This window comes from Pseudomonas sp. SYWMCR5 (assembly GCF_057197165.1).
The window spans coordinates 370,759-388,000 of record NZ_JBXUNH010000004.1 but is presented as its reverse complement, the minus strand read 5'-3'; the positions used below and the strand labels follow the sequence as shown (position 1 = coordinate 388,000).

The 17,242-nt window shown below is 65.2% G+C and carries 15 protein-coding genes and 1 pseudogene; 13 read left to right on the top strand and 3 right to left on the bottom strand.

Annotated elements, in window-relative coordinates; genetic code table 11:
* Positions 1-91: 91 nt before the first annotated feature.
* The 9 genes from AC2CGW_RS14415 to pdeM all read left to right on the top strand — a co-directional run bounded on the left by AC2CGW_RS14415 (position 92) and on the right by pdeM (position 11,018).
* Positions 92-571: a YchJ family protein gene (locus AC2CGW_RS14415; RefSeq protein ID WP_484574204.1), complete on the top strand. Its 480-nt coding sequence runs from the start codon at positions 92-94 to the stop codon at positions 569-571.
* Positions 571-1,047, top strand: coding sequence for an LEA/WHy family protein (locus AC2CGW_RS14410; protein WP_186668485.1), 477 nt, complete (start codon positions 571-573; stop codon positions 1,045-1,047). Before AC2CGW_RS14415 ends, AC2CGW_RS14410 begins: the two co-directional genes overlap by 1 nt.
* A 6-nt stretch (positions 1,048-1,053) precedes the next feature.
* Positions 1,054-1,257 carry an SEC-C metal-binding domain-containing protein gene (locus AC2CGW_RS14405; protein WP_186668487.1) on the top strand — a complete coding sequence of 68 codons (204 nt, stop codon included), beginning with the start codon at positions 1,054-1,056 and terminating at the stop codon, positions 1,255-1,257.
* Between the two features lie 102 nt (positions 1,258-1,359).
* Entirely contained in the window at positions 1,360-3,798 is a 2,439-nt protein-coding gene (locus AC2CGW_RS14400) for a penicillin acylase family protein (protein WP_484574203.1), read from the top strand.
* Positions 3,799-3,905: 107 nt separating this feature from the next.
* Positions 3,906-4,922 carry a ligase-associated DNA damage response exonuclease gene (locus AC2CGW_RS14395; protein ID WP_288374524.1) on the top strand — a complete coding sequence of 339 codons (1,017 nt, stop codon included), beginning with the start codon at positions 3,906-3,908 and terminating at the stop codon, positions 4,920-4,922.
* Positions 4,919-6,583 (top strand): ATP-dependent DNA ligase, encoded by a 1,665-nt coding sequence (locus AC2CGW_RS14390; protein ID WP_484574202.1) that lies wholly within the window; start codon positions 4,919-4,921, stop codon positions 6,581-6,583. The genes AC2CGW_RS14395 and AC2CGW_RS14390 overlap by 4 nt, the downstream gene beginning before the upstream one ends.
* 105 nt (positions 6,584-6,688) lie before the next feature.
* The gene (locus tag AC2CGW_RS14385; RefSeq protein ID WP_186711179.1) at positions 6,689-7,804 is read left to right on the top strand and encodes a succinylglutamate desuccinylase/aspartoacylase family protein; all 1,116 of its coding nucleotides are present in this window, start codon (positions 6,689-6,691) and stop codon (positions 7,802-7,804) included.
* A 68-nt stretch (positions 7,805-7,872) separates the two neighbouring features.
* Positions 7,873-10,359, top strand: a complete 2,487-nt coding sequence (locus tag AC2CGW_RS14380) for a ligase-associated DNA damage response DEXH box helicase (RefSeq protein WP_484574201.1) — start codon at positions 7,873-7,875, stop codon at positions 10,357-10,359.
* 2 nt (positions 10,360-10,361) lie between these two features.
* Entirely contained in the window at positions 10,362-11,018 is a 657-nt protein-coding gene (pdeM, locus tag AC2CGW_RS14375; RefSeq protein WP_484574200.1) for a ligase-associated DNA damage response endonuclease PdeM, read from the top strand.
* On the opposite strand, the gene AC2CGW_RS14370 is transcribed toward pdeM, so the two are convergent.
* A complete protein-coding gene (locus AC2CGW_RS14370) occupies positions 11,019-11,255 on the bottom strand; it encodes a hypothetical protein (RefSeq protein WP_054891778.1) in 237 nt (78 codons plus the stop codon).
* Positions 11,256-11,351: 96 nt separating this feature from the next.
* Complete coding sequence (dcd, locus tag AC2CGW_RS14365) at positions 11,352-11,918, bottom strand: dCTP deaminase (protein WP_003258001.1); 567 nt, start codon at positions 11,916-11,918, stop codon at positions 11,352-11,354.
* 325 nt (positions 11,919-12,243) lie between these two features.
* On the opposite strand from dcd, the gene AC2CGW_RS14360 reads away from it, so the two are divergent.
* Complete coding sequence (locus AC2CGW_RS14360; protein ID WP_003254922.1) at positions 12,244-12,453, top strand: cold-shock protein; 210 nt, start codon at positions 12,244-12,246, stop codon at positions 12,451-12,453.
* Positions 12,454-12,538: 85 nt separating this feature from the next.
* Here AC2CGW_RS14360 and apbC read toward each other — a convergent pair whose 3' ends face one another.
* Positions 12,539-13,633: an iron-sulfur cluster carrier protein ApbC gene (gene apbC, locus AC2CGW_RS14355; protein ID WP_484574199.1), complete on the bottom strand. Its 1,095-nt coding sequence runs from the start codon at positions 13,631-13,633 to the stop codon at positions 12,539-12,541.
* 159 nt (positions 13,634-13,792) lie between these two features.
* Here apbC and metG point away from each other — a divergent pair, with 159 nt between their 5' ends.
* From metG to AC2CGW_RS14340, 3 genes and pseudogenes are all read left to right on the top strand, one after another.
* Positions 13,793-15,832, top strand: coding sequence for a methionine--tRNA ligase (gene metG, locus AC2CGW_RS14350; RefSeq protein WP_186711508.1), 2,040 nt, complete (start codon positions 13,793-13,795; stop codon positions 15,830-15,832).
* A 117-nt stretch (positions 15,833-15,949) separates the two neighbouring features.
* Positions 15,950-16,483, top strand: a complete 534-nt coding sequence (locus tag AC2CGW_RS14345; RefSeq protein WP_186668502.1) for an Rnf-Nqr domain containing protein — start codon at positions 15,950-15,952, stop codon at positions 16,481-16,483.
* Positions 16,480-17,241 (top strand): annotated as a pseudogene (locus AC2CGW_RS14340) (RnfABCDGE type electron transport complex subunit B); the annotation flags it as partial. The gene AC2CGW_RS14345 and the pseudogene AC2CGW_RS14340, both read left to right, overlap by 4 nt.
* Between the last annotated feature and the right edge of the window lies 1 nt (position 17,242).

Here is a 17,242-nt window from a genome sequence, read left to right as displayed (position 1 = left end):
TCTATGAAGCCCGCTACGCTTGGCCTGCCGCCATACCCCACTCAGTTCTGGGCGAATCCGCAAAACTTTGGCAAGTACTGGTGGTGATTTCATGAGTGTCTCGGTCTGCCCCTGCGGCAGCGGCAATCTTCTCGACGCATGCTGCGGGCACTACCATGCCGGCACCCCGGCACCGGATGCCCAGGCACTGATGCGCTCGCGCTACAGCGCCTATGTGCTGGGGCTGGTGGATTACCTGGTAGCTACCACGCTTCCCGCCCAGCAGGCCGGGCTGGACCGTAGCGGCATTGCCGCCTGGAGTGCACAGAGCACCTGGCTGGGGTTGGAGGTGGAAAGCGCACAGGTCCTGGGCGGGCAGCCGGAGCATGCGTTCGTCACCTTCACCGCACGCTGGCACGACCAGCAGGGCGACCACCAGCACCGCGAGCGCTCGGCATTCGTACAGAACAGCGGGCGCTGGTACTTCATCGACCCGACCGTCGAGCTCAAGGCCGGACGCAACGACCCCTGCCCCTGTGCCAGCGGGCAGAAATTCAAGAAATGCTGCGCCAGCTACCTCGGTAATCAATGATGAATGCCCTGGCCCGCCTGCTCCTGCTCGGCCTCACCCTGGCCTTGCTGGGGGGCTGTGCGGGATGGGGCGGCAACCACTGGCGCGAGCCCGAGGTGCACCTGGTCAGGGTGGAAACCGTCAAGGCGCGCCTGCACCAGCAGGAGTTCGTCCTGCACCTGCGCATCGACAACCCCAACGACAGCCGCCTGTTCATCCGCAGCCTGTCGTACGCAATCCGGCTCAACGACCTGCTGCTGGTGCAGGACGAGACCAGTGTCTGGCGCAGTGTCGGCGGCCATGCCCGGCGTACCTTCAAGATCACCGCGCGCACCAACCTGTGGCAGCACCTCAAGCCCCTCGCCAAGCTGCTGAAAAGCGGCGATCCGCTGCACTACACCCTGCAAGGCGAACTCAATACCGGCCTGATCAGTCAACGGGACCTGCACTTGTCGCGCAGTGGTGAGATAATCCCCGGCGATTTTCAACCGGAGTAACCCGCAATGACCCAGCAACCCCATGTCCATGGCCCCGACTGCAACCACGGTCACGATCATCACCATGATCATGAGCACGGCCATGTGCACGGCCCGCACTGCAACCACGGCCACCAGGAACCGGTGCGCAACGCCCTGAAGGACGTCGGACGCAACGATCCATGCCCATGCGGCAGCGAGAAGAAATTCAAGAAGTGCCACGGCGCGTAACGCGGCTCCGGGTGGCGCAGCGTTTGCCGCTTGCAGCCCGACGCGCGCCGCCCTACCTTTAGCGCCTTTCCGACCCCGCCACGCCGCCCAGGAGCCCTCGTCATGGCCGCCCCCGTGTTTCCTCCCTTCCGCCCTCGGTTCGGCACCAGCGCCGTGCTGCTCGGCATGCTCGGGCTTGCCGGCTGCCAGATGGGCGGCTACCAGGACAGCGTGCCACCGACCACCGGCGTCCAGCCGCTCAAAGGCCTGGCGCAGAACGTCTCGGTACGGCGCAACGCCATGGGCGCACCACTGATCGAGAGCAGCAGTTTCCATGACGCGCTGTTCAGCCTCGGCTACGTCCATGCTGGCGACCGCATCGAACAGATGGTCGCCATGCGCCTGCTCGCCCAGGGGCGACTGGCCGAGATCGCGGGCAGCGAAGCCCTGGACATCGACCGCCTGATGCGCGCGGCCAACCTCAAGCAGAGCGCCGGCCAGCTGTATGCCGACGCCTCGCCGCGCCTGAAGCGCTTCTTCGAGGTCTATGCCCGCGGGGTCAACGCCTATCTGTTCCGCTACCGCGACAAGCTGCCGGCCGAACTCGCCCGCAGCGGCTATCGCCCCGAATACTGGAAACCCGAAGACTCGGCGCTGATCTTCAGCCTCTATGCCTTCAGCCAGTCGGTGAACCTGCAGGAAGAACTCTCGGCCCTGACCCTGGCGCAGAAGATCGGCAGCGACAAGCTTGCCTGGCTGCTGCCCGGCGCACCCGACGAGCCTCTGGCCGAGGGCGAAACCGACAAGCTCAAGGGCATCAACCTGGCCAGCCAGATCCCCGGCCTGAACGACGTCGCCGCCGCCAGCCAGAAGCTTGCCGACCTCGACCTGCTGGGCAGCCCCGGCTCCTCGAACCTGGCCCTGGGCCCGCTGCGCAGCCGCAGCGGCAAGAGCCTGCTGGCCAGCGACAGCCGCGCCGCCTGGGCGCTGAGCCCGGTGCAGATCCATACCGGCAAGTACCAGGTCGCCGGCCTGTCGCTGCCCGGCCTGCCGATCGTGCTGGCCGGCTACAACGGCAAGCTGGCCTGGAGCAGCAGCGCGGTGATGGCCGACAACCAGGACTTGTTCCTCGAGCAACTGCGCCGCCAGGGCAGCCAACTCACCTACCTGGCCGACGGCAAGTGGCAGCCGGCCCGCGCGCGCAACGAAACCTTCTTCGTGCGCGGCCAGCGCCCGGTGCGCGAAGTGCTGTACGACACCCGCCACGGCACCCTGCTCGGACAACCCGGCAACGGCTATGGCCTGGCCCTGCACCTGCCGCAGCTCAAGGACGACAAAAGCCTCGATGCGCTGTTCGACCTTACCCGCGCCAGCAACATCGAACGTGCTTTCGACAGCACCCGCGAGATCGGCGCCGCTGCGCTGAACTTCGTCTTCGCCGAGCCCGAGCACATCGGCTGGCAGGTCAGCGGCCGCTACCCCAATCGCCGCGAAGGCCAGGGCCTGCTGCCCTCGCCGGGCTGGGACGGACGCTTCGACTGGGACGGTTTCGCCGATGCAATGCTTCACCCCTACGACCAGGATCCGCCCAGCGGCTGGATCGGCCATGCCAACCAACGTAGCCTGCCCAAGGGCTACGGCATGCAGTTGTCCAGCACCTGGTACTACCCCGAACGCGCCGAGCGCCTGGGCCAGTTGGCCGCCAACGGGCGTTATGACAGCCGCAGCCTGATGGCCCTGCAGAACGACCAGGTCACCCTGCTGGCCGACAAGCTCAAGCGCATGTTCGACGCCCCTGGCATGGCCCAGCCGCTCAAACAGGCCATCGATGCCCTGCCCGCCGAACAGCGCGACAAGGCCCGCGAAGCCCTCACCCGGCTCAAGGCCTTCGATGGCCGCCTGAGCCCGGTCTCGGCCGATGCGGCGCTGTACGAACTGTTCCTCCAGGCCGTCACCCGCCAGACCTTCCTCGACGAGCTCGGCCCCGAGTCCTCCCCGGCCTGGCAAGCGTTCGTCAGCAACGCCCGGCTGTCGTACTCGGCCCAGGCCGATCACCTGCTTGGCCGCGAAGACAGCCCGTTCTGGGATGACCGCAACACGCCGCAGAAAGAAGACAAACCGACCATCCTCGCCCGCAGCCTGGCCGCTGCAGTGGATGCCGGTGTCGCCCAGATGGGCGCCGACCGGCGTGCCTGGCAATGGGGCAAGCTGCACCAGTACCGCTGGCCCGCACCGAGCTACCACGGGCTCGGCGACAGCCTCAGCCGCGCGCCGATGGCCACTGGCGGTGACTTCAGCACCCTGGCCCTGACCCCTTACGCCTGGGGCAACGGTTTCGAAACCAGCCTGCCGGCCTCCGCGCGCATGGTCGTCGACTTCGGCCAGACCGAACCGCTGCAGATCCTGACCAGCAGCGGCCAGTCCGGCAACCCGGCCAGCCCTCACTACGGTGACGGCCTGGACGCCTGGTTCAAGGGGCGCTTCATGAGCCTGCCGCTGCAACCACAGAACTTTGCCCGCGCCTATGGCAGCCAGCGCCTGACGCTGGTGCCGGGCAAGTAGGCAGTAACCCCGAGCGGCTCGTCCGGGCCGCTCGCCAGCACCACGCCATCCGAACTTCCAGGCCAGCGCTGCGCTCCTAACTGGTAACCCCAGCCAGCGCGAACGCCATGGACCTCGTCATCGCCCGCCCCGAAGGGCTGTACTGCCCGCCCGGGAACTTCTACATCGACCCCTGGCGCCCGGTTGACCGTGCGGTGATCACCCATGGGCACGGCGACCATGCGCGCACCGGCAACGGCCATTACCTGTGCGCCGAGCCCGGCGCCGGTATCCTGCGCAGCCGTCTTGGCCAGGATATCGCCCTGCAGACCCTACCCTATGGAGAGCGTCTGCAGCATCACGGTGTCACCTTGAGCTTCCACCCTGCCGGCCATGTGCTTGGCTCGGCCCAGGTGCGCCTGGAATACCAGGGCCAGGTGTGGGTCGCCTCCGGCGACTACAAGGTTGAGCCCGACGGCACCTGCGCGCCGTTCGAGCCGGTGCGCTGCCACACCTTCATCACCGAATCCACCTTCGGCCTGCCGATCTATCGCTGGCCCTCGCAGGCCGAGGTGTTCAGCGGCATCAATGCCTGGTGGCGCGCCAATCGTGACCAGGGCAAGGCCAGCGTGCTGTTCTGCTACGCCTTCGGCAAGGCCCAGCGCATTCTCCACGGGCTGGACGCAGATATAGGGCCGATCGTAGTGCACGGCGCGGTCGAGCCGCTCAACCGCGTCTATCGCGAAGCCGGGATCGCCCTGCCCGACACCCTGTACGCCGGAGATCTGCCACGCAACGATCCACGGCTGCGCGAAGCCCTGGTGCTGGCACCACCCTCGGCAGGTGGCAGTAGCTGGATGCGTCGTTTCGGCGACTACAGCGATGCCTTCGCCAGTGGCTGGATGCTGCTGCGTGGCACCCGGCGTCGGCGTGGCGTCGATCGCGGCTTCGTCCTATCCGACCATGCCGACTGGCCTGGCCTGTTGTGGGCGATCGGCGAAACCGGTGCCGAACGGGTAATGGTCACCCACGGCTCGGTCAACGTGCTGGTGCGCTACCTGTGCGAGCAGGGCCTGGACGCTCGGGCCTTCGCCACCGAATACGGCGAGGAAGACGACACGCCCCCGTCGGAGAGCGCCACATGAAGGCCTTCGCCGAACTCTACCTGCGCCTGGACGCCACCACTTCGAGCAACGCCAAGCTGCAGGCCCTGCGCGACTATTTCGCCAAGGCTCCCGCCGCCGATGCGGCCTGGGCGGTGTACTTCCTGGCCGGAGGCCGCCCGCGCCAACTGGTGCCGACCCGTCTGCTACGCGAGCTGGCCACACAGTTGGCAGACCTGCCCGACTGGCTGTTCGAAGAGAGCTACCAGGCTGTCGGCGACCTGGCCGAGACCATTTCCCTGCTGTTGCCCCAGCACCGACACGATACCGACGAGGGCCTGGCCCTGTGGGTCGAGCAGCACCTGCTGCCCTTGCGCGGGCAACCTGCGGACGAGGTGCGCCAGCGCTTGCCGGCACTGTGGGAACGGCTGGACCGCCCCAGCCTGATGCTGTGCCTGAAATTGATTACCGGCAGCTTCCGTGTCGGCGTCTCCAAGCTGCTGGTCACCCGGGCGCTGGCGCAGTTGTCGGGGCTGGATGCCAAGCGTGTAGCCCAGCGCCTGGTCGGCTACACCGACCTGGCTCATCGCCCCGTTGCTGAAAGCTACCTGAAGCTGATCGCCCCCGAGTCCGCCGACGAACACGCCCAGCGCGGCGGCCAGCCCTACCCGTTCTTTCTCGCCCACGCCCTGCAGGCGCCGCTGGAACAGTTCGAGACACTGCTCGGCCCGGTCGAGGACTGGCAGGCGGAATGGAAGTGGGATGGCATCCGCGCCCAGGTGGTCAAGCGCGACGGCCAGTTGTGGATCTGGTCACGGGGCGAGGAACTGGTCACCGAGCGTTTTCCCGAATTGCACAGCCTGACAGAGACCTTGCCTGACGGCACCGTGCTCGATGGCGAGATTCTGGTATGGAAGCCTGGCATCTGCGACGACACCCTGGCGGTGCAGCCCTTTGCCCTGCTCCAGCAGCGCCTGGGCCGCAAGACCCTGGGCCGCAAGCTGCTGGCCGATGCGCCGGTGGTGCTGCAAGCCTACGACCTGCTGGAATGGCACGGCGATGACTGGCGCAACCGCCTACAGCATGAGCGCCGCAGGCAACTGGAGCGCGTGCTGGTCGAACACCCCCTGGCACCTGTGCGGCTTTCACCCCTGTTGCAGGCATCGAACTGGGCAGCCCTGGCCGAGCAACGCGAGCAGTCGCGCGAGTTCGGGGTGGAGGGGCTCATGCTGAAGAAGCGCGATGCCCTGTACGGCGTCGGCCGCACCAAGGACCTGGGCCTGTGGTGGAAATGGAAGGTCGACCCCTTCAGCGTCGATGCGGTACTGATCTACGCCCAGCGCGGCCATGGTCGACGCGCCAGCCTCTACAGCGACTACACCTTCGCCGTCTGGGATGCTCCACCAGGAGCAGCGCAACGCAACCTGGTGCCCTTCGCCAAAGCCTATTCAGGCTTGAGCGACGAAGAGATGCGCAAGGTCGATGCGATCATCCGCAAAACCACTGTGGACACCTTCGGCCCGGTGCGCAGCGTCACCCCGACGCTGGTCTTCGAGTTGGGTTTCGAAGGCATCGCCCTGTCCAAGCGACACAAGAGCGGCATCGCCGTGCGCTTCCCGCGCATGCTGCGCTGGCGGCTCGACAAACCGGTCGAGGAGGCCGACGACCTGGCCACCCTGCAGAGCTTGCTGGGCCCTGTATAACCAGGCCCGTGGCCGCTTCTGCGCACACCCGCATGCACAAATCCCTGGTTTATGCTTCTATTTCCAGTCGTCCACGTTCACAACCCAGCGCAGATCAGGCCCCCCATGCACCACTCGACCCACGAACTGCTGTCCCCCGTACCCGGCATCTGCCGCCAGTTGCACAGCTTTCATTTCGGCCCGCGCGGTGGCGGCAAGGTATACATCCAGGCATCGCTGCACGCTGACGAATTGCCCGGCATGCTGGTGGCCTGGCACCTCAAGCGGCGCTTGAACGAACTGCACCAGCAAGGCCTGCTGCGCCGCGAGGTGGTGCTGGTGCCAGTGGCCAACCCGGTGGGCCTGGAACAGGTGCTGCTGGACGCACCATTGGGGCGCTTCGAGTTGCAGAGTGGGGAAAACTTCAATCGCAATTTCGTCGACCTGTCCGACAGCATCGGCGACCAGATCGAAAGCCACCTCACGCAAGACCCGGCACGCAACCTCTCGCTGATCCGTGAATATCTACGCCGCGGGCTCGACAGCCACCCCGCCGTCACCCCCCTGCAATCCCAGCGCCTGGCCTTGCAGCGCCTGGCCTGCGATGCCGACATGGTGCTGGACCTGCACTGCGATTTCGAAGCCGTCGAACACCTCTACACTACTCCCGACGCCTGGCCCCAGGTCGAGCCGCTGGCACGCTACCTCGGCGCCCAGGCCAGCCTGCTGGCCACCGACTCCGGAGGGCAGTCGTTCGACGAATGCTTCAGCCTGGTGTGGTGGCAACTGCAGCAGCGTTTTGCCAAGCGTTTCCCGATCCCCATGGGCAGCCTCTCGGTGACCGTCGAGCTGCGCGGCCAGGCCGACGTCAACCACGAGCTGGCAAGCCAGGACTGCCAGGCAATCCTCGATTTCCTCACCCACAGCGGTGTGATCGAAGGTCAGCCCGCAGCATTGCCGCCGCTGCGCCACCCCGCCACCCCGCTGGCTGCCGTGGAGCCATTGATCGCACCGCTGGGCGGCCTGCTGGTGTTCCACGCAAAACCGGGGCAGTACCTGGAGCCTGGGCAACTGATCGCCGAGGTCATCGATCCGCTCAGCGACCGGGTGACCCCGATCCGCAACGTCCAGGGCGGGCTGCTCTACGCCCGCAGCGTCCGGCGCATGGCCACCACCGGCATGGTGATCGCCCATGTCGCAGGGGAAAAAGTCTGCCGCAGCGGCTATCTGCTGGCCAACTGATCCCGATCAAACCAAAGCACCTTGCGGCCGGTCTGTAGAAGCACAGCCTTCGACGAGACCGGCCGCCGATGCCATCCCCTTCCGACCTCGCCAGCACCTGGTTTGCCTCCCGCAACTGGAAGCCGTTCGCCTTCCAGCGCAGCGTCTGGGCGGCGATCCAGCGCGGCGAGTCGGGCCTGCTGCATGCCAGCACCGGCAGCGGCAAGACCTACGCCGTCTGGCTCGGCGCCCTGCGCGCTTTCGCACAGTTGCACGACGTACGCCGACCGGCGCCACTCCAAGTGCTGTGGATCACACCGATGCGCGCCCTGGCCAGCGATACCGCGCGCGCGCTGCAAGCACCGCTGGACGAATTGGGGCTGAACTGGACCATCGGCGTACGCAGCGGTGATACCACCAGTGCCGAACGTGCACGCCAGGCCCGGCGCCTGCCCAGCACGCTAGTCACCACTCCCGAAAGCCTCACCCTGCTGCTCACCCGCGAACAGGCTGCCGCCGACTTCGCCAGCCTGCGCCTGGTGGTGGTCGATGAATGGCACGAACTGCTCGGCAACAAGCGCGGCGTGCAGTTGCAACTGGCCCTGGCCCGGCTGCGGCGCTGGCAACCGCAACTGGTGGTGTGGGGGCTGTCGGCCACACTGGGCAACCTGCCGCACGCCCTTGAGGTCTTGCTGCCTGCAGGCGGGCGACTGGTTCAGGGCCGTCAGGACAAGCGCATCCTGGTAGACACCCTGGTGCCGAGCGCGATCGAACGCTTCCCCTGGGCCGGGCACATGGGGCTGAAGATGCTCCCTCAGGTCAGCGCCGAGATCGCGGCCAGCGCCAACAGCCTGGTGTTCACCAACACCCGCGCCCAGGCCGAGCTCTGGTACCAGGCCCTGCTCGAGGCGCATCCCGAGTGGGCGGGACTGATCGCTCTGCATCACGCATCGCTTGCCCGGCACGCCCGTGACTGGGTCGAGCGCAGCCTCAAGCAGGGCACGCTGAAGGCGGTGATCTGCACCTCAAGCCTCGACCTGGGGGTGGATTTCCTGCCCGTCGAACGCGTCCTGCAGATTGGCTCGGCCAAAGGCATCGCCCGCCTGCTGCAACGTGCAGGCCGCTCTGGGCACGCACCTGGGCGTACCTCGCGGGTGACCCTGGTACCAACCCACAGCCTTGAACTGGTGGAAGCGGCCGCAGCACGCCAGGCGCTGGCTTCCGGGCATATCGAGGCACGCTATTCGCCGCGCCTGAGCATGGACGTGCTGGTCCAGCACCTGGTCAGCATGGCGCTGGGCAGTGGTTTCCGACCGGCCGAACTGTTCGAGGAGGTTCGCAGCACCTGGGCTTTTCGCGATCTCGAAGAGAGCCAGTGGCAATGGGCACTGTCATTTGTGCGCAATGGCGGCAGCTCGCTCACCGCCTACCCGGACTACCAGCGCGTCGCAGCGCACCCCGACGGCATCTGGCGCGTGGCCAGCGAGCGCCTCGCCCGGCGTCATCGTCTGGGTATCGGCACCATCGTCAGCGACGCCAGCCTGCAGTTGAAGTACTGGAGCAAAGGGGGCGGTGGCAAGTCGCTGGGCAGCGTGGAGGAATCTTTCATTGCCCGTCTCAAGCCCGGTGACGCGCTATTGTTCGGCGGACGTATCCTGGAGCTGGTAAGGGTCGAGAACATGACCGCCTACGTGCGCCGCAGCACCGCGCGCAAAGCAGCGGTAGCACGCTGGAATGGCGGACGCATGCCGCTGTCGAGCGAGCTGGCGCAGGCGCTGGTCGAGCGTCTGGATGCTGCTGCCCACGGCCGCTACGAAGGCGCGGAAATGAATGCCGTTCGCCCCTTGCTGACACTTCAGGCAAGCTGGTCCGCCCTGCCCACCCAGCGCACATTGCTGGCCGAAACCCTGCACTCGCGCCAGGGCTGGCACCTGTTTCTCTATCCCTTTGCCGGGCGCATGGCCAATCTGGGCCTTGCCAACCTGATCGCCTGGCGGGTCAGCCGCGTGCAGCCGCTGTCGGTATCGATCGCGGTCAATGACTACGGCTTCGAACTGCTCGCAGCAAGCCCTGTGGACTGGGCCGCGCACTTGCCCGCTGCACTGGCTGCGGACAATTTGCTGGAAGATGTACTGGCCAGCCTGAATGCTGGCGAGATGGCATTGCGGCGCTTTCGTGAAATTGCCCAGATCGCCGGGCTGATATTCGGCGGCTATCCCGCCGCGCAGAAAAGCACGCGCCAGCTCCAGGCCTCCAGCGGTCTGTTCTACGAAGTGTTTCGCAAGCATGACGCTGGCAATCTGCTGCTGGGCCAGGCGCGTGACGAGGTGCTGCGTGAAGAGCTGGAGATCGAGCGCCTGCATCAGCAGTTGCAGAAAATGGCGGGATTGCGCCTCGATCTGCACGCATTGCGCCGGCCCGGGCCGCTGGCCTTCGCCCTATTGGTCGAGGGCATGCGCGAAACCCTGAGCACGGAAAAACTGGCAGACCGCATCGCCCGGATGGTGGCGGATCTCGAAAAGGCCGCGAGCCGAACCATGAGCGACCTTGCGGGGACTGAACGGAGGAAATCCTGAACGTGCACCACCTGGCGATCGAACATTGCGGCGAAACGCTGTGGCTGTTACCTGGAAAAGCGCTCTACTGGCCAGCCCGGCGCGCCCTTCTGGTTGCCGACCTGCACATTGGCAAGGCCGCCAGCTACCGCGCCCTGCACCAGCCGGTGCCACGTGGCACTACCCAGGCGACCTTGGATCGCCTGGACACGCTCTTGCGGCATTACGATTGCCAGCAGTTGATCGTGCTCGGCGACTTTCTCCACGCACGTACTGCGCGAGCACCTGCCACCCTAGCCCGTGTAGCTGCATGGCGCGAACGGCACCCAGGGTTACGGGTGGTCCTGGTGCGAGGCAATCACGACCGTCATGCTGGCGATCCGCCGCAGGAGCTGGCTATCGAAGTCGTCGACGAACCGTTGCTACTGCCGCCATTCGCGCTACAGCACGAGACCGGCGCTCACCCTGAGCATCCGGTGATCGCAGGCCATGTCCATCCGGCGTGCGTGCTGCGCGGTCGTGGCCGCCAACGCCTGCGCCTGGCGTGCTTCATGTTCCACCCAAAGGTCAGCCTGCTGCCGGCGTTCGGCGAATTCACCGGCGGTTGGACGGTGCAACCAGAGCCCGGCGCCCGTCTGTTCGTCGTGGGCGATCAACGGGTCTGGGCAGTGCCGGCCTGATCAGGCGACTGGCGCTGGAGGCGGCTCGTCGGGCAAGGTCGGCTCGCCCGGCTCCATCGGCGGGTGCTCGCCAGGCTCGGGGGGTTGCGGGGTATCGGGATCAGGCTGGTGCGGGACGCCACCGGCGTGCAAATCCGTCGGCGGATGCGGGTGCGCGAGCAGAGTCCAGGCCATCATGCCGATCTGGTTCGGCTGCAGGACGGCCAGCTTCGCGCTGATTGCAGGATCGAGTTTCATGGGCTGCTCCTGACGAGGGCCGGCGTACGTCATGCACGCCGGGGACTTACCTCGTTGGAGTGGCAAAAGGGAAACTAATTCCCCCGGCTCGTCGGCTCAGGTACGTGGCAGCGTTACGCCGCGCTGGCCCTGGTATTTGCCGCCGCGATCCTTGTACGACACTTCGCATTCTTCATCGGACTGCAGGAACAGCATCTGCGCCACGCCTTCGTTGGCGTAGATCTTCGCCGGCAGTGTGGTGGTGTTGGAGAACTCGAGGGTGACGTGCCCCTCCCACTCCGGCTCCAGGGGGGTGACGTTGACGATGATGCCGCAGCGGGCATAGGTGCTCTTGCCCAGGCAGATGGTCAGGACATCGCGTGGAATGCGGAAGTACTCGACGGTACGGGCCAGGGCGAAGGAGTTCGGCGGGATGATGCAGACGTCGCTCTTGATGTCGACGAAGCTGCCGGCGTCGAAATTCTTCGGATCGACGGTGGCCGAATTGATGTTGGTGAACACCTTGAATTCATCGGCGCAGCGCACGTCGTAGCCGTAGCTCGAGACGCCGAAGGAGATGACTCGGCTGTCCTGTTCGCCACGCACCTGGCGCTCGACGAACGGCTCGATCATGCCGTGTTCCTGCGCCATGCGGCGAATCCACTTGTCCGATTTGATGCTCATGGCGGGATGTCCTGAAAGTACGAGGTGAAAAAACGAGATGCGCATCTTACCGGTCCTGGCCTGCGCGTTAAAGTTCCGCGCCCTATCCCGCGCCGGACGGGGGCTGGGCCACCCGTCGATCCGAATTTCATCAAAGCCGCTGTTGGCCATTGGCAGCTTGCGGAAAGTGGGGTAAGGTGGCGCCACTGTGCTGCACGTGACACCGAGAATCTGTTTGATGCACGATCCTGATCGGCCCATCGCTGAATTTTCCGCTCTCTTTGCACTCAGTCCCGGCCAGGGCAATTCCTGAGCCGAAATCTACTTTGTCCAAGGAGACAGACACATGTCCAATCGCCAATCCGGTGTTGTTAAGTGGTTCAACGATGAGAAGGGCTACGGCTTCATCACTCCTCAGTCGGGTGACGACCTGTTCGTACACTTCAAAGCCATCCAGGCTGACGGCTTCAAAACCCTGAAAGAAGGCCAAGCTGTTACTTTCGTCGCTACCCGCGGCCAGAAAGGCATGCAGGCTGAAGAAGTTCAAATCGCCTAAGTCGATTTAGCTTCCTCGCTTTCAAAAAAAACCCGCCTTCCGGCGGGTTTTTTTGTGCCCCAATGCAGGAGCGGCCAGCAGCGGATCAATCCTCGCTGATGGTAATGCTCGGCATTGCGGGCGCCGCCGCTTCCTGCAGCACGATCCGAGCGCCCACCTGGCGGGCCAGCTCCTGGTAGACCATGGCAATCTGGCTTTCCGGCTCGGCGATCGCAGTCGGCTTGCCGCTGTCGGCCTGCTCGCGAATCAGCATCGACAACGGCAACGACGCCAGCAACTCGACACCATACTGCGCCGCCAGCTTCTCACCGCCGCCTTCACCGAACAGGTGCTCGGCATGGCCGCAGTTCGAGCAGATGTGCACCGCCATGTTCTCCACCACACCGAGCACCGGGATGTTGACCTTGCGGAACATCTCCACCCCCTTCTTCGCATCCAGCAGCGCCAGGTCCTGCGGGGTAGTGACGATCACGGAACCGGCTACCGGCACCTTCTGCGCCAGGGTCAGTTGAATGTCGCCAGTGCCCGGCGGCATGTCGATCACCAGGTAGTCGAGGTCGTCCCAGGCGGTCTGGGTCACCAGTTGCAACAGGGCGCCGGAAACCATCGGGCCGCGCCAGACCATTGGCGTGTTGTCATCGGTCAGAAACGCCATCGACATCACTTCGACGCCATGGGCCTTGATCGGCACGAACCACTTCTGCTCGCGCACCTGCGGGCGGGTGCCTTCGGGGATCCCGAACATCACGCCCTGGCTTGGGCCGTAGATGTCCGCATCGAGGATACCGACCCGCGCGCCCTCGCGCGCCAGGGCCAAGGCCAGGTTGGCGGCAGTGGTCGATTTGCCGACACCGCCCTTGCCAGAGGCCACTGCAATGACATTCTTCACATTGGCCAGCGCAGGCACCTGGGCCTGGGCCTTGTGCGTGGCGATCAGCGTGTCGATGCTCACCTGTGCTGCCGTCACGCCTTCGAGGTTCTCGATCGCCGTCTGCAGCACCTGGGCCCAGCCATTTCGAAACAGTGCAGCGGCATAGCCCAGTTGCAACTGCACGCTGACCTGCCCGTTCTGGATGTCGATCGCGCGCACGCAACCGGCGCTGACCGGATCCTGGTTCAGGTAGGGGTCGGTGTACTGGCGAAGCACGCCTTCAATGGCGGCACGTGTGACGGCACTCATGGAGACTCCCGTGGCATTCCGAAAAAGTGAATCAGGCGCCTATGCTAACCCGTCAACCGTCAGCAGATGCGTCTGCGGGGTGAAATATATTTCCCAGCCCTTTATAGTGGCCGATCACCCTCAATTTTTACCCGTCGCCAGATAAGTAGCCGAGCCACCATGTCAGAGCCACGCCAGATTCTCGTCACCAGCGCCCTGCCCTATGCCAATGGATCCATCCATCTTGGCCATATGCTTGAGTACATCCAGACGGACATGTGGGTACGCTTCCAGAAAATGCGTGGCAACCAGTGCATCTACGTCTGCGCCGACGACGCCCACGGTTCGGCGATCATGCTGCGCGCAGAGAAAGAAGGCATCACGCCCGAGCAGTTGATCGCCAACGTCCAGGCCGAGCACAGCAGTGACTTCGCCGACTTCCTGGTCGAGTTCGATAACTTCCACTCCACCCACAGCGAAGAGAACCGCGAGCTGTCGAGCCTGATCTACACGCGCCTGCGTGAAGCCGGGCACATCGCCAATCGCTCCGTGACCCAGTACTACGACCCCGAGAAGGGCATGTTCCTGGCCGACCGTTTCATCAAGGGCACCTGCCCGAAGTGCGGGACCGAGGACCAGTACGGCGACAACTGCGAAAAATGCGGCGCCACCTACGCCCCCACCGAGCTGAAGAACCCCAAGTCGGCGATTTCCGGTGCCACGCCGGTACTGCGCGACTCCCAGCACTTCTTCTTCAAGCTGCCCGATTTCCAGGCCATGCTGCAGCAGTGGACCCGCAGCGGCACCTTGCAGGACGCGGTCGCCAACAAACTCGCCGAGTGGCTGGATTCCGGTCTGCAGGAGTGGGACATTTCCCGAGACGCACCGTACTTCGGCTTCGAGATTCCCGGCGAGCCGGGCAAGTACTTCTATGTCTGGCTGGATGCGCCGATCGGCTACATGGCGAGCTTCAAGAACCTCTGTGACCGCCGCCCGGAGCTGGACTTCGACGCGTTCTGGAACGAAGGCTCCAAGGCCGAGCTGTACCACTTCATCGGCAAGGACATCGTCAACTTCCACGCCCTCTTCTGGCCCGCCATGCTCGAAGGCGCAGGCTTCCGCAAGCCGACCGCCGTCAATGTGCACGGCTACCTGACCGTCAACGGCGCGAAGATGTCCAAGTCGCGCGGCACCTTCATCAAGGCGCGCACCTACCTCGACCACCTGCAGCCCGAATACCTGCGCTATTACTATGCCGCGAAGCTGGGCCGCGGGGTCGACGACCTCGACCTGAACCTCGAGGACTTCGTGCAGAAGGTCAACTCCGACCTGGTCGGCAAGGTGGTCAACATTGCCAGCCGCTGCGCAGGCTTCATCCACAAGGGCAACGAAGGCGTAATGGTTGCCGGCGACGCCGCACCGGAGCTGACCGAAGCCTTCCTGGCCGCCGCACCGTCGATCGCCGAAGCCTACGAGGCCCGTGACTTTGGCCGCGCCATGCGCGAAATCATGGCCCTGGCCGACCGCGCCAACGCCTGGATCGCCGACAAGGCACCGTGGTCGCTGGCCAAGCAGGAAGGCAAGCAGGATGAAGTCCAGGCCATCTGCGCCCAGGGTATCAACCTGTTCCGCCAACTGGTGATCTTCCTCAAGCCGGTACTTCCTGTGCTGGCTGCCGACGCCGAGGCCTTCCTCAACGTCGCACCGCTCGAGTGGAACGACCTGCAGTCGCGCCTGGAAAACCACAAGCTGAACCCGTTCAAGGCCCTGATGAGCCGCATCGAGCCGGCCAAGGTCGAAGCCATGGTCGCCGCCAGCAAGGAAGACCTGTTGGCCGCCGAAGCCAAGGCACCAGCCGGCAACGGCGAGCTGAGCAAGGACCCGCTGTCGGCCGAGATCGAGTTCGACACCTTCGCCGCCGTCGACCTGCGCGTGGCGCTGATCGTCAAGGCCGAGGCCGTGGCCGGTGCCGACAAGCTGCTGCAACTCACCCTCGACATCGGCGACGAGCGTCGCAACGTGTTCTCCGGCATCAAGTCGGCGTACCCGGACCCCTCGAAGCTCGAAGGCCGTCTGACCATGATGGTGGCCAACCTCAAGCCTCGGAAAATGCGCTTTGGTGTTTCCGAGGGCATGGTCATGGCCGCCGGCCCTGGCGGCGAAGAGATCTACCTGCTGAGCCCGGACAGCGGCGCCAAGCCCGGTCAGCGCATCAAGTAAGGCCCGCTTGCCCTGGGGATCGTCCTGCGATCCCCAGGCTTGCCTCCCCTCTTTGGGCATTTCCAATGCCTGCCCCCCTGCCGGATAATCGTTCCATCCCCGGCCCTCGGCACCTCCATGAGCGATTTCGTCCTGGTTCTGGTCAGCGCTGCGCTGGTCAATCACCTGATCCTGCACAGCGGCACGCCCGACCGCGCACGCCTGCACCTGCTTGGCCTAAGCAGCGCACTGTCGATGCTGTTGCTGGTGCCCGCGGCCCTGTTGCTGCGCCAGCCGCAGTTTGAAGGCCTGGAACCGCTACTGGGCTTGTCATGGCTGGCAGTGCTGGCGTGGGGCATCCCGACGGCATTGACGCGCTTGCGCCCTCATTGGCCTACACAGAATCTGCCAACGCTGCTGCTGAGCAATGTCGCGGTGCTAGGCTTGCTGTTGCACATGGCCACATCGCAATCCCGTCCAGCCGCCACTGTCGCCTGGGCGCTGGGCCTGGGAATGGGGTTCTGGCTGGCACTGGCACTGTTCGACGACCTGCGCCAACGTCTCGATCATCCTGATGCGCCCCGCGCCTTTCGCGGCCTGCCGATCGAACTGATAGGCGCCGGGATCATGGCCATGGCCTTTTCCGGCTTCAACGGACTGTTCACACAATGAACCTGATTCAACGCATCGACGCCCTGCTACCGCAGACCCAGTGTGGCAAATGCGATCACGCAGGCTGCCGGCCTTACGCAGAAGGCCTCGCGGCGGGCGAAGCGATCAACAAATGCCCGCCTGGCGGCAGCGAAACCATTGCCGCCCTGGCCCAACTGCTGCTGGTGCCAGTGATCGCCCCGGACCCCGAGCGCCGTGCAGCCCCTGCGCAGGTCGCGTTCATCCGCGAAGCCGAGTGCATCGGCTGCACCAAGTGCATACAGGCCTGCCCGGTAGATGCCATCGTTGGCGCCAGCAAGCTTATGCATACCGTGATCGCCAGCGAATGCACCGGCTGCGACCTGTGCGTGGCGCCCTGCCCGGTCGATTGCATCGAGCTGCTGCCACTGCCGGACAACCTGGTGCCGATCGTTGGCGGGCTGGCGCAGACCGCCGAGCACCTGATCGCGCGCAGCCATCGTCGCAATCAGGCACGACTGCGCCACGAGCAACGAGCCGCACGCCTGCAGCGCGAAGAGACACGACGCCAGGCCGAGCGCCAAGCCCGGGCTCAGCGCAGCACCGACGCCCAAGGGACTGCCAAGGAGATCGCACTGAAGCGGGCCAAGGTCGCGGCGGCGATGAGCCGCGCGCAGTTGAACGCTGCACGTAGCGCCCTGGGTGCGACAGCGGACCAGACACAGCTTGCGCAAATCCAGCGACTGGAGGCGGCAGCGCAAGAAGCGCAGCAACAGCTGGACGTTCTGCTGGCCGGACCGG

Bases quoted from the DNA above. Each gene is read 5' to 3' on its own strand.
- metG (WP_186711508.1), top strand. From the start codon at position 13,793: ATGTCAGAGCCACGCCAGATTCTCGTCACCAGCGCCCTGCCCTATGCC.
- AC2CGW_RS14405 (WP_186668487.1), top strand. From the start codon at position 1,054: ATGACCCAGCAACCCCATGTCCATGGCCCCGACTGCAACCACGGTCAC.
- AC2CGW_RS14395 (WP_288374524.1), top strand. From the start codon at position 3,906: ATGGACCTCGTCATCGCCCGCCCCGAAGGGCTGTACTGCCCGCCCGGG.
- AC2CGW_RS14415 (WP_484574204.1), top strand. From the start codon at position 92: ATGAGTGTCTCGGTCTGCCCCTGCGGCAGCGGCAATCTTCTCGACGCA.
- AC2CGW_RS14370 (WP_054891778.1), bottom strand. From the start codon at position 11,255: ATGAAACTCGATCCTGCAATCAGCGCGAAGCTGGCCGTCCTGCAGCCG.
- AC2CGW_RS14380 (WP_484574201.1), top strand. From the start codon at position 7,873: ATGCCATCCCCTTCCGACCTCGCCAGCACCTGGTTTGCCTCCCGCAAC.
- apbC (WP_484574199.1), bottom strand. From the start codon at position 13,633: ATGAGTGCCGTCACACGTGCCGCCATTGAAGGCGTGCTTCGCCAGTAC.
- dcd (WP_003258001.1), bottom strand. From the start codon at position 11,918: ATGAGCATCAAATCGGACAAGTGGATTCGCCGCATGGCGCAGGAACAC.
- AC2CGW_RS14400 (WP_484574203.1), top strand. From the start codon at position 1,360: ATGGCCGCCCCCGTGTTTCCTCCCTTCCGCCCTCGGTTCGGCACCAGC.
- AC2CGW_RS14345 (WP_186668502.1), top strand. From the start codon at position 15,950: ATGAGCGATTTCGTCCTGGTTCTGGTCAGCGCTGCGCTGGTCAATCAC.
- AC2CGW_RS14360 (WP_003254922.1), top strand. From the start codon at position 12,244: ATGTCCAATCGCCAATCCGGTGTTGTTAAGTGGTTCAACGATGAGAAG.
- AC2CGW_RS14385 (WP_186711179.1), top strand. From the start codon at position 6,689: ATGCACCACTCGACCCACGAACTGCTGTCCCCCGTACCCGGCATCTGC.
- AC2CGW_RS14390 (WP_484574202.1), top strand. From the start codon at position 4,919: ATGAAGGCCTTCGCCGAACTCTACCTGCGCCTGGACGCCACCACTTCG.
- AC2CGW_RS14410 (WP_186668485.1), top strand. From the start codon at position 571: ATGAATGCCCTGGCCCGCCTGCTCCTGCTCGGCCTCACCCTGGCCTTG.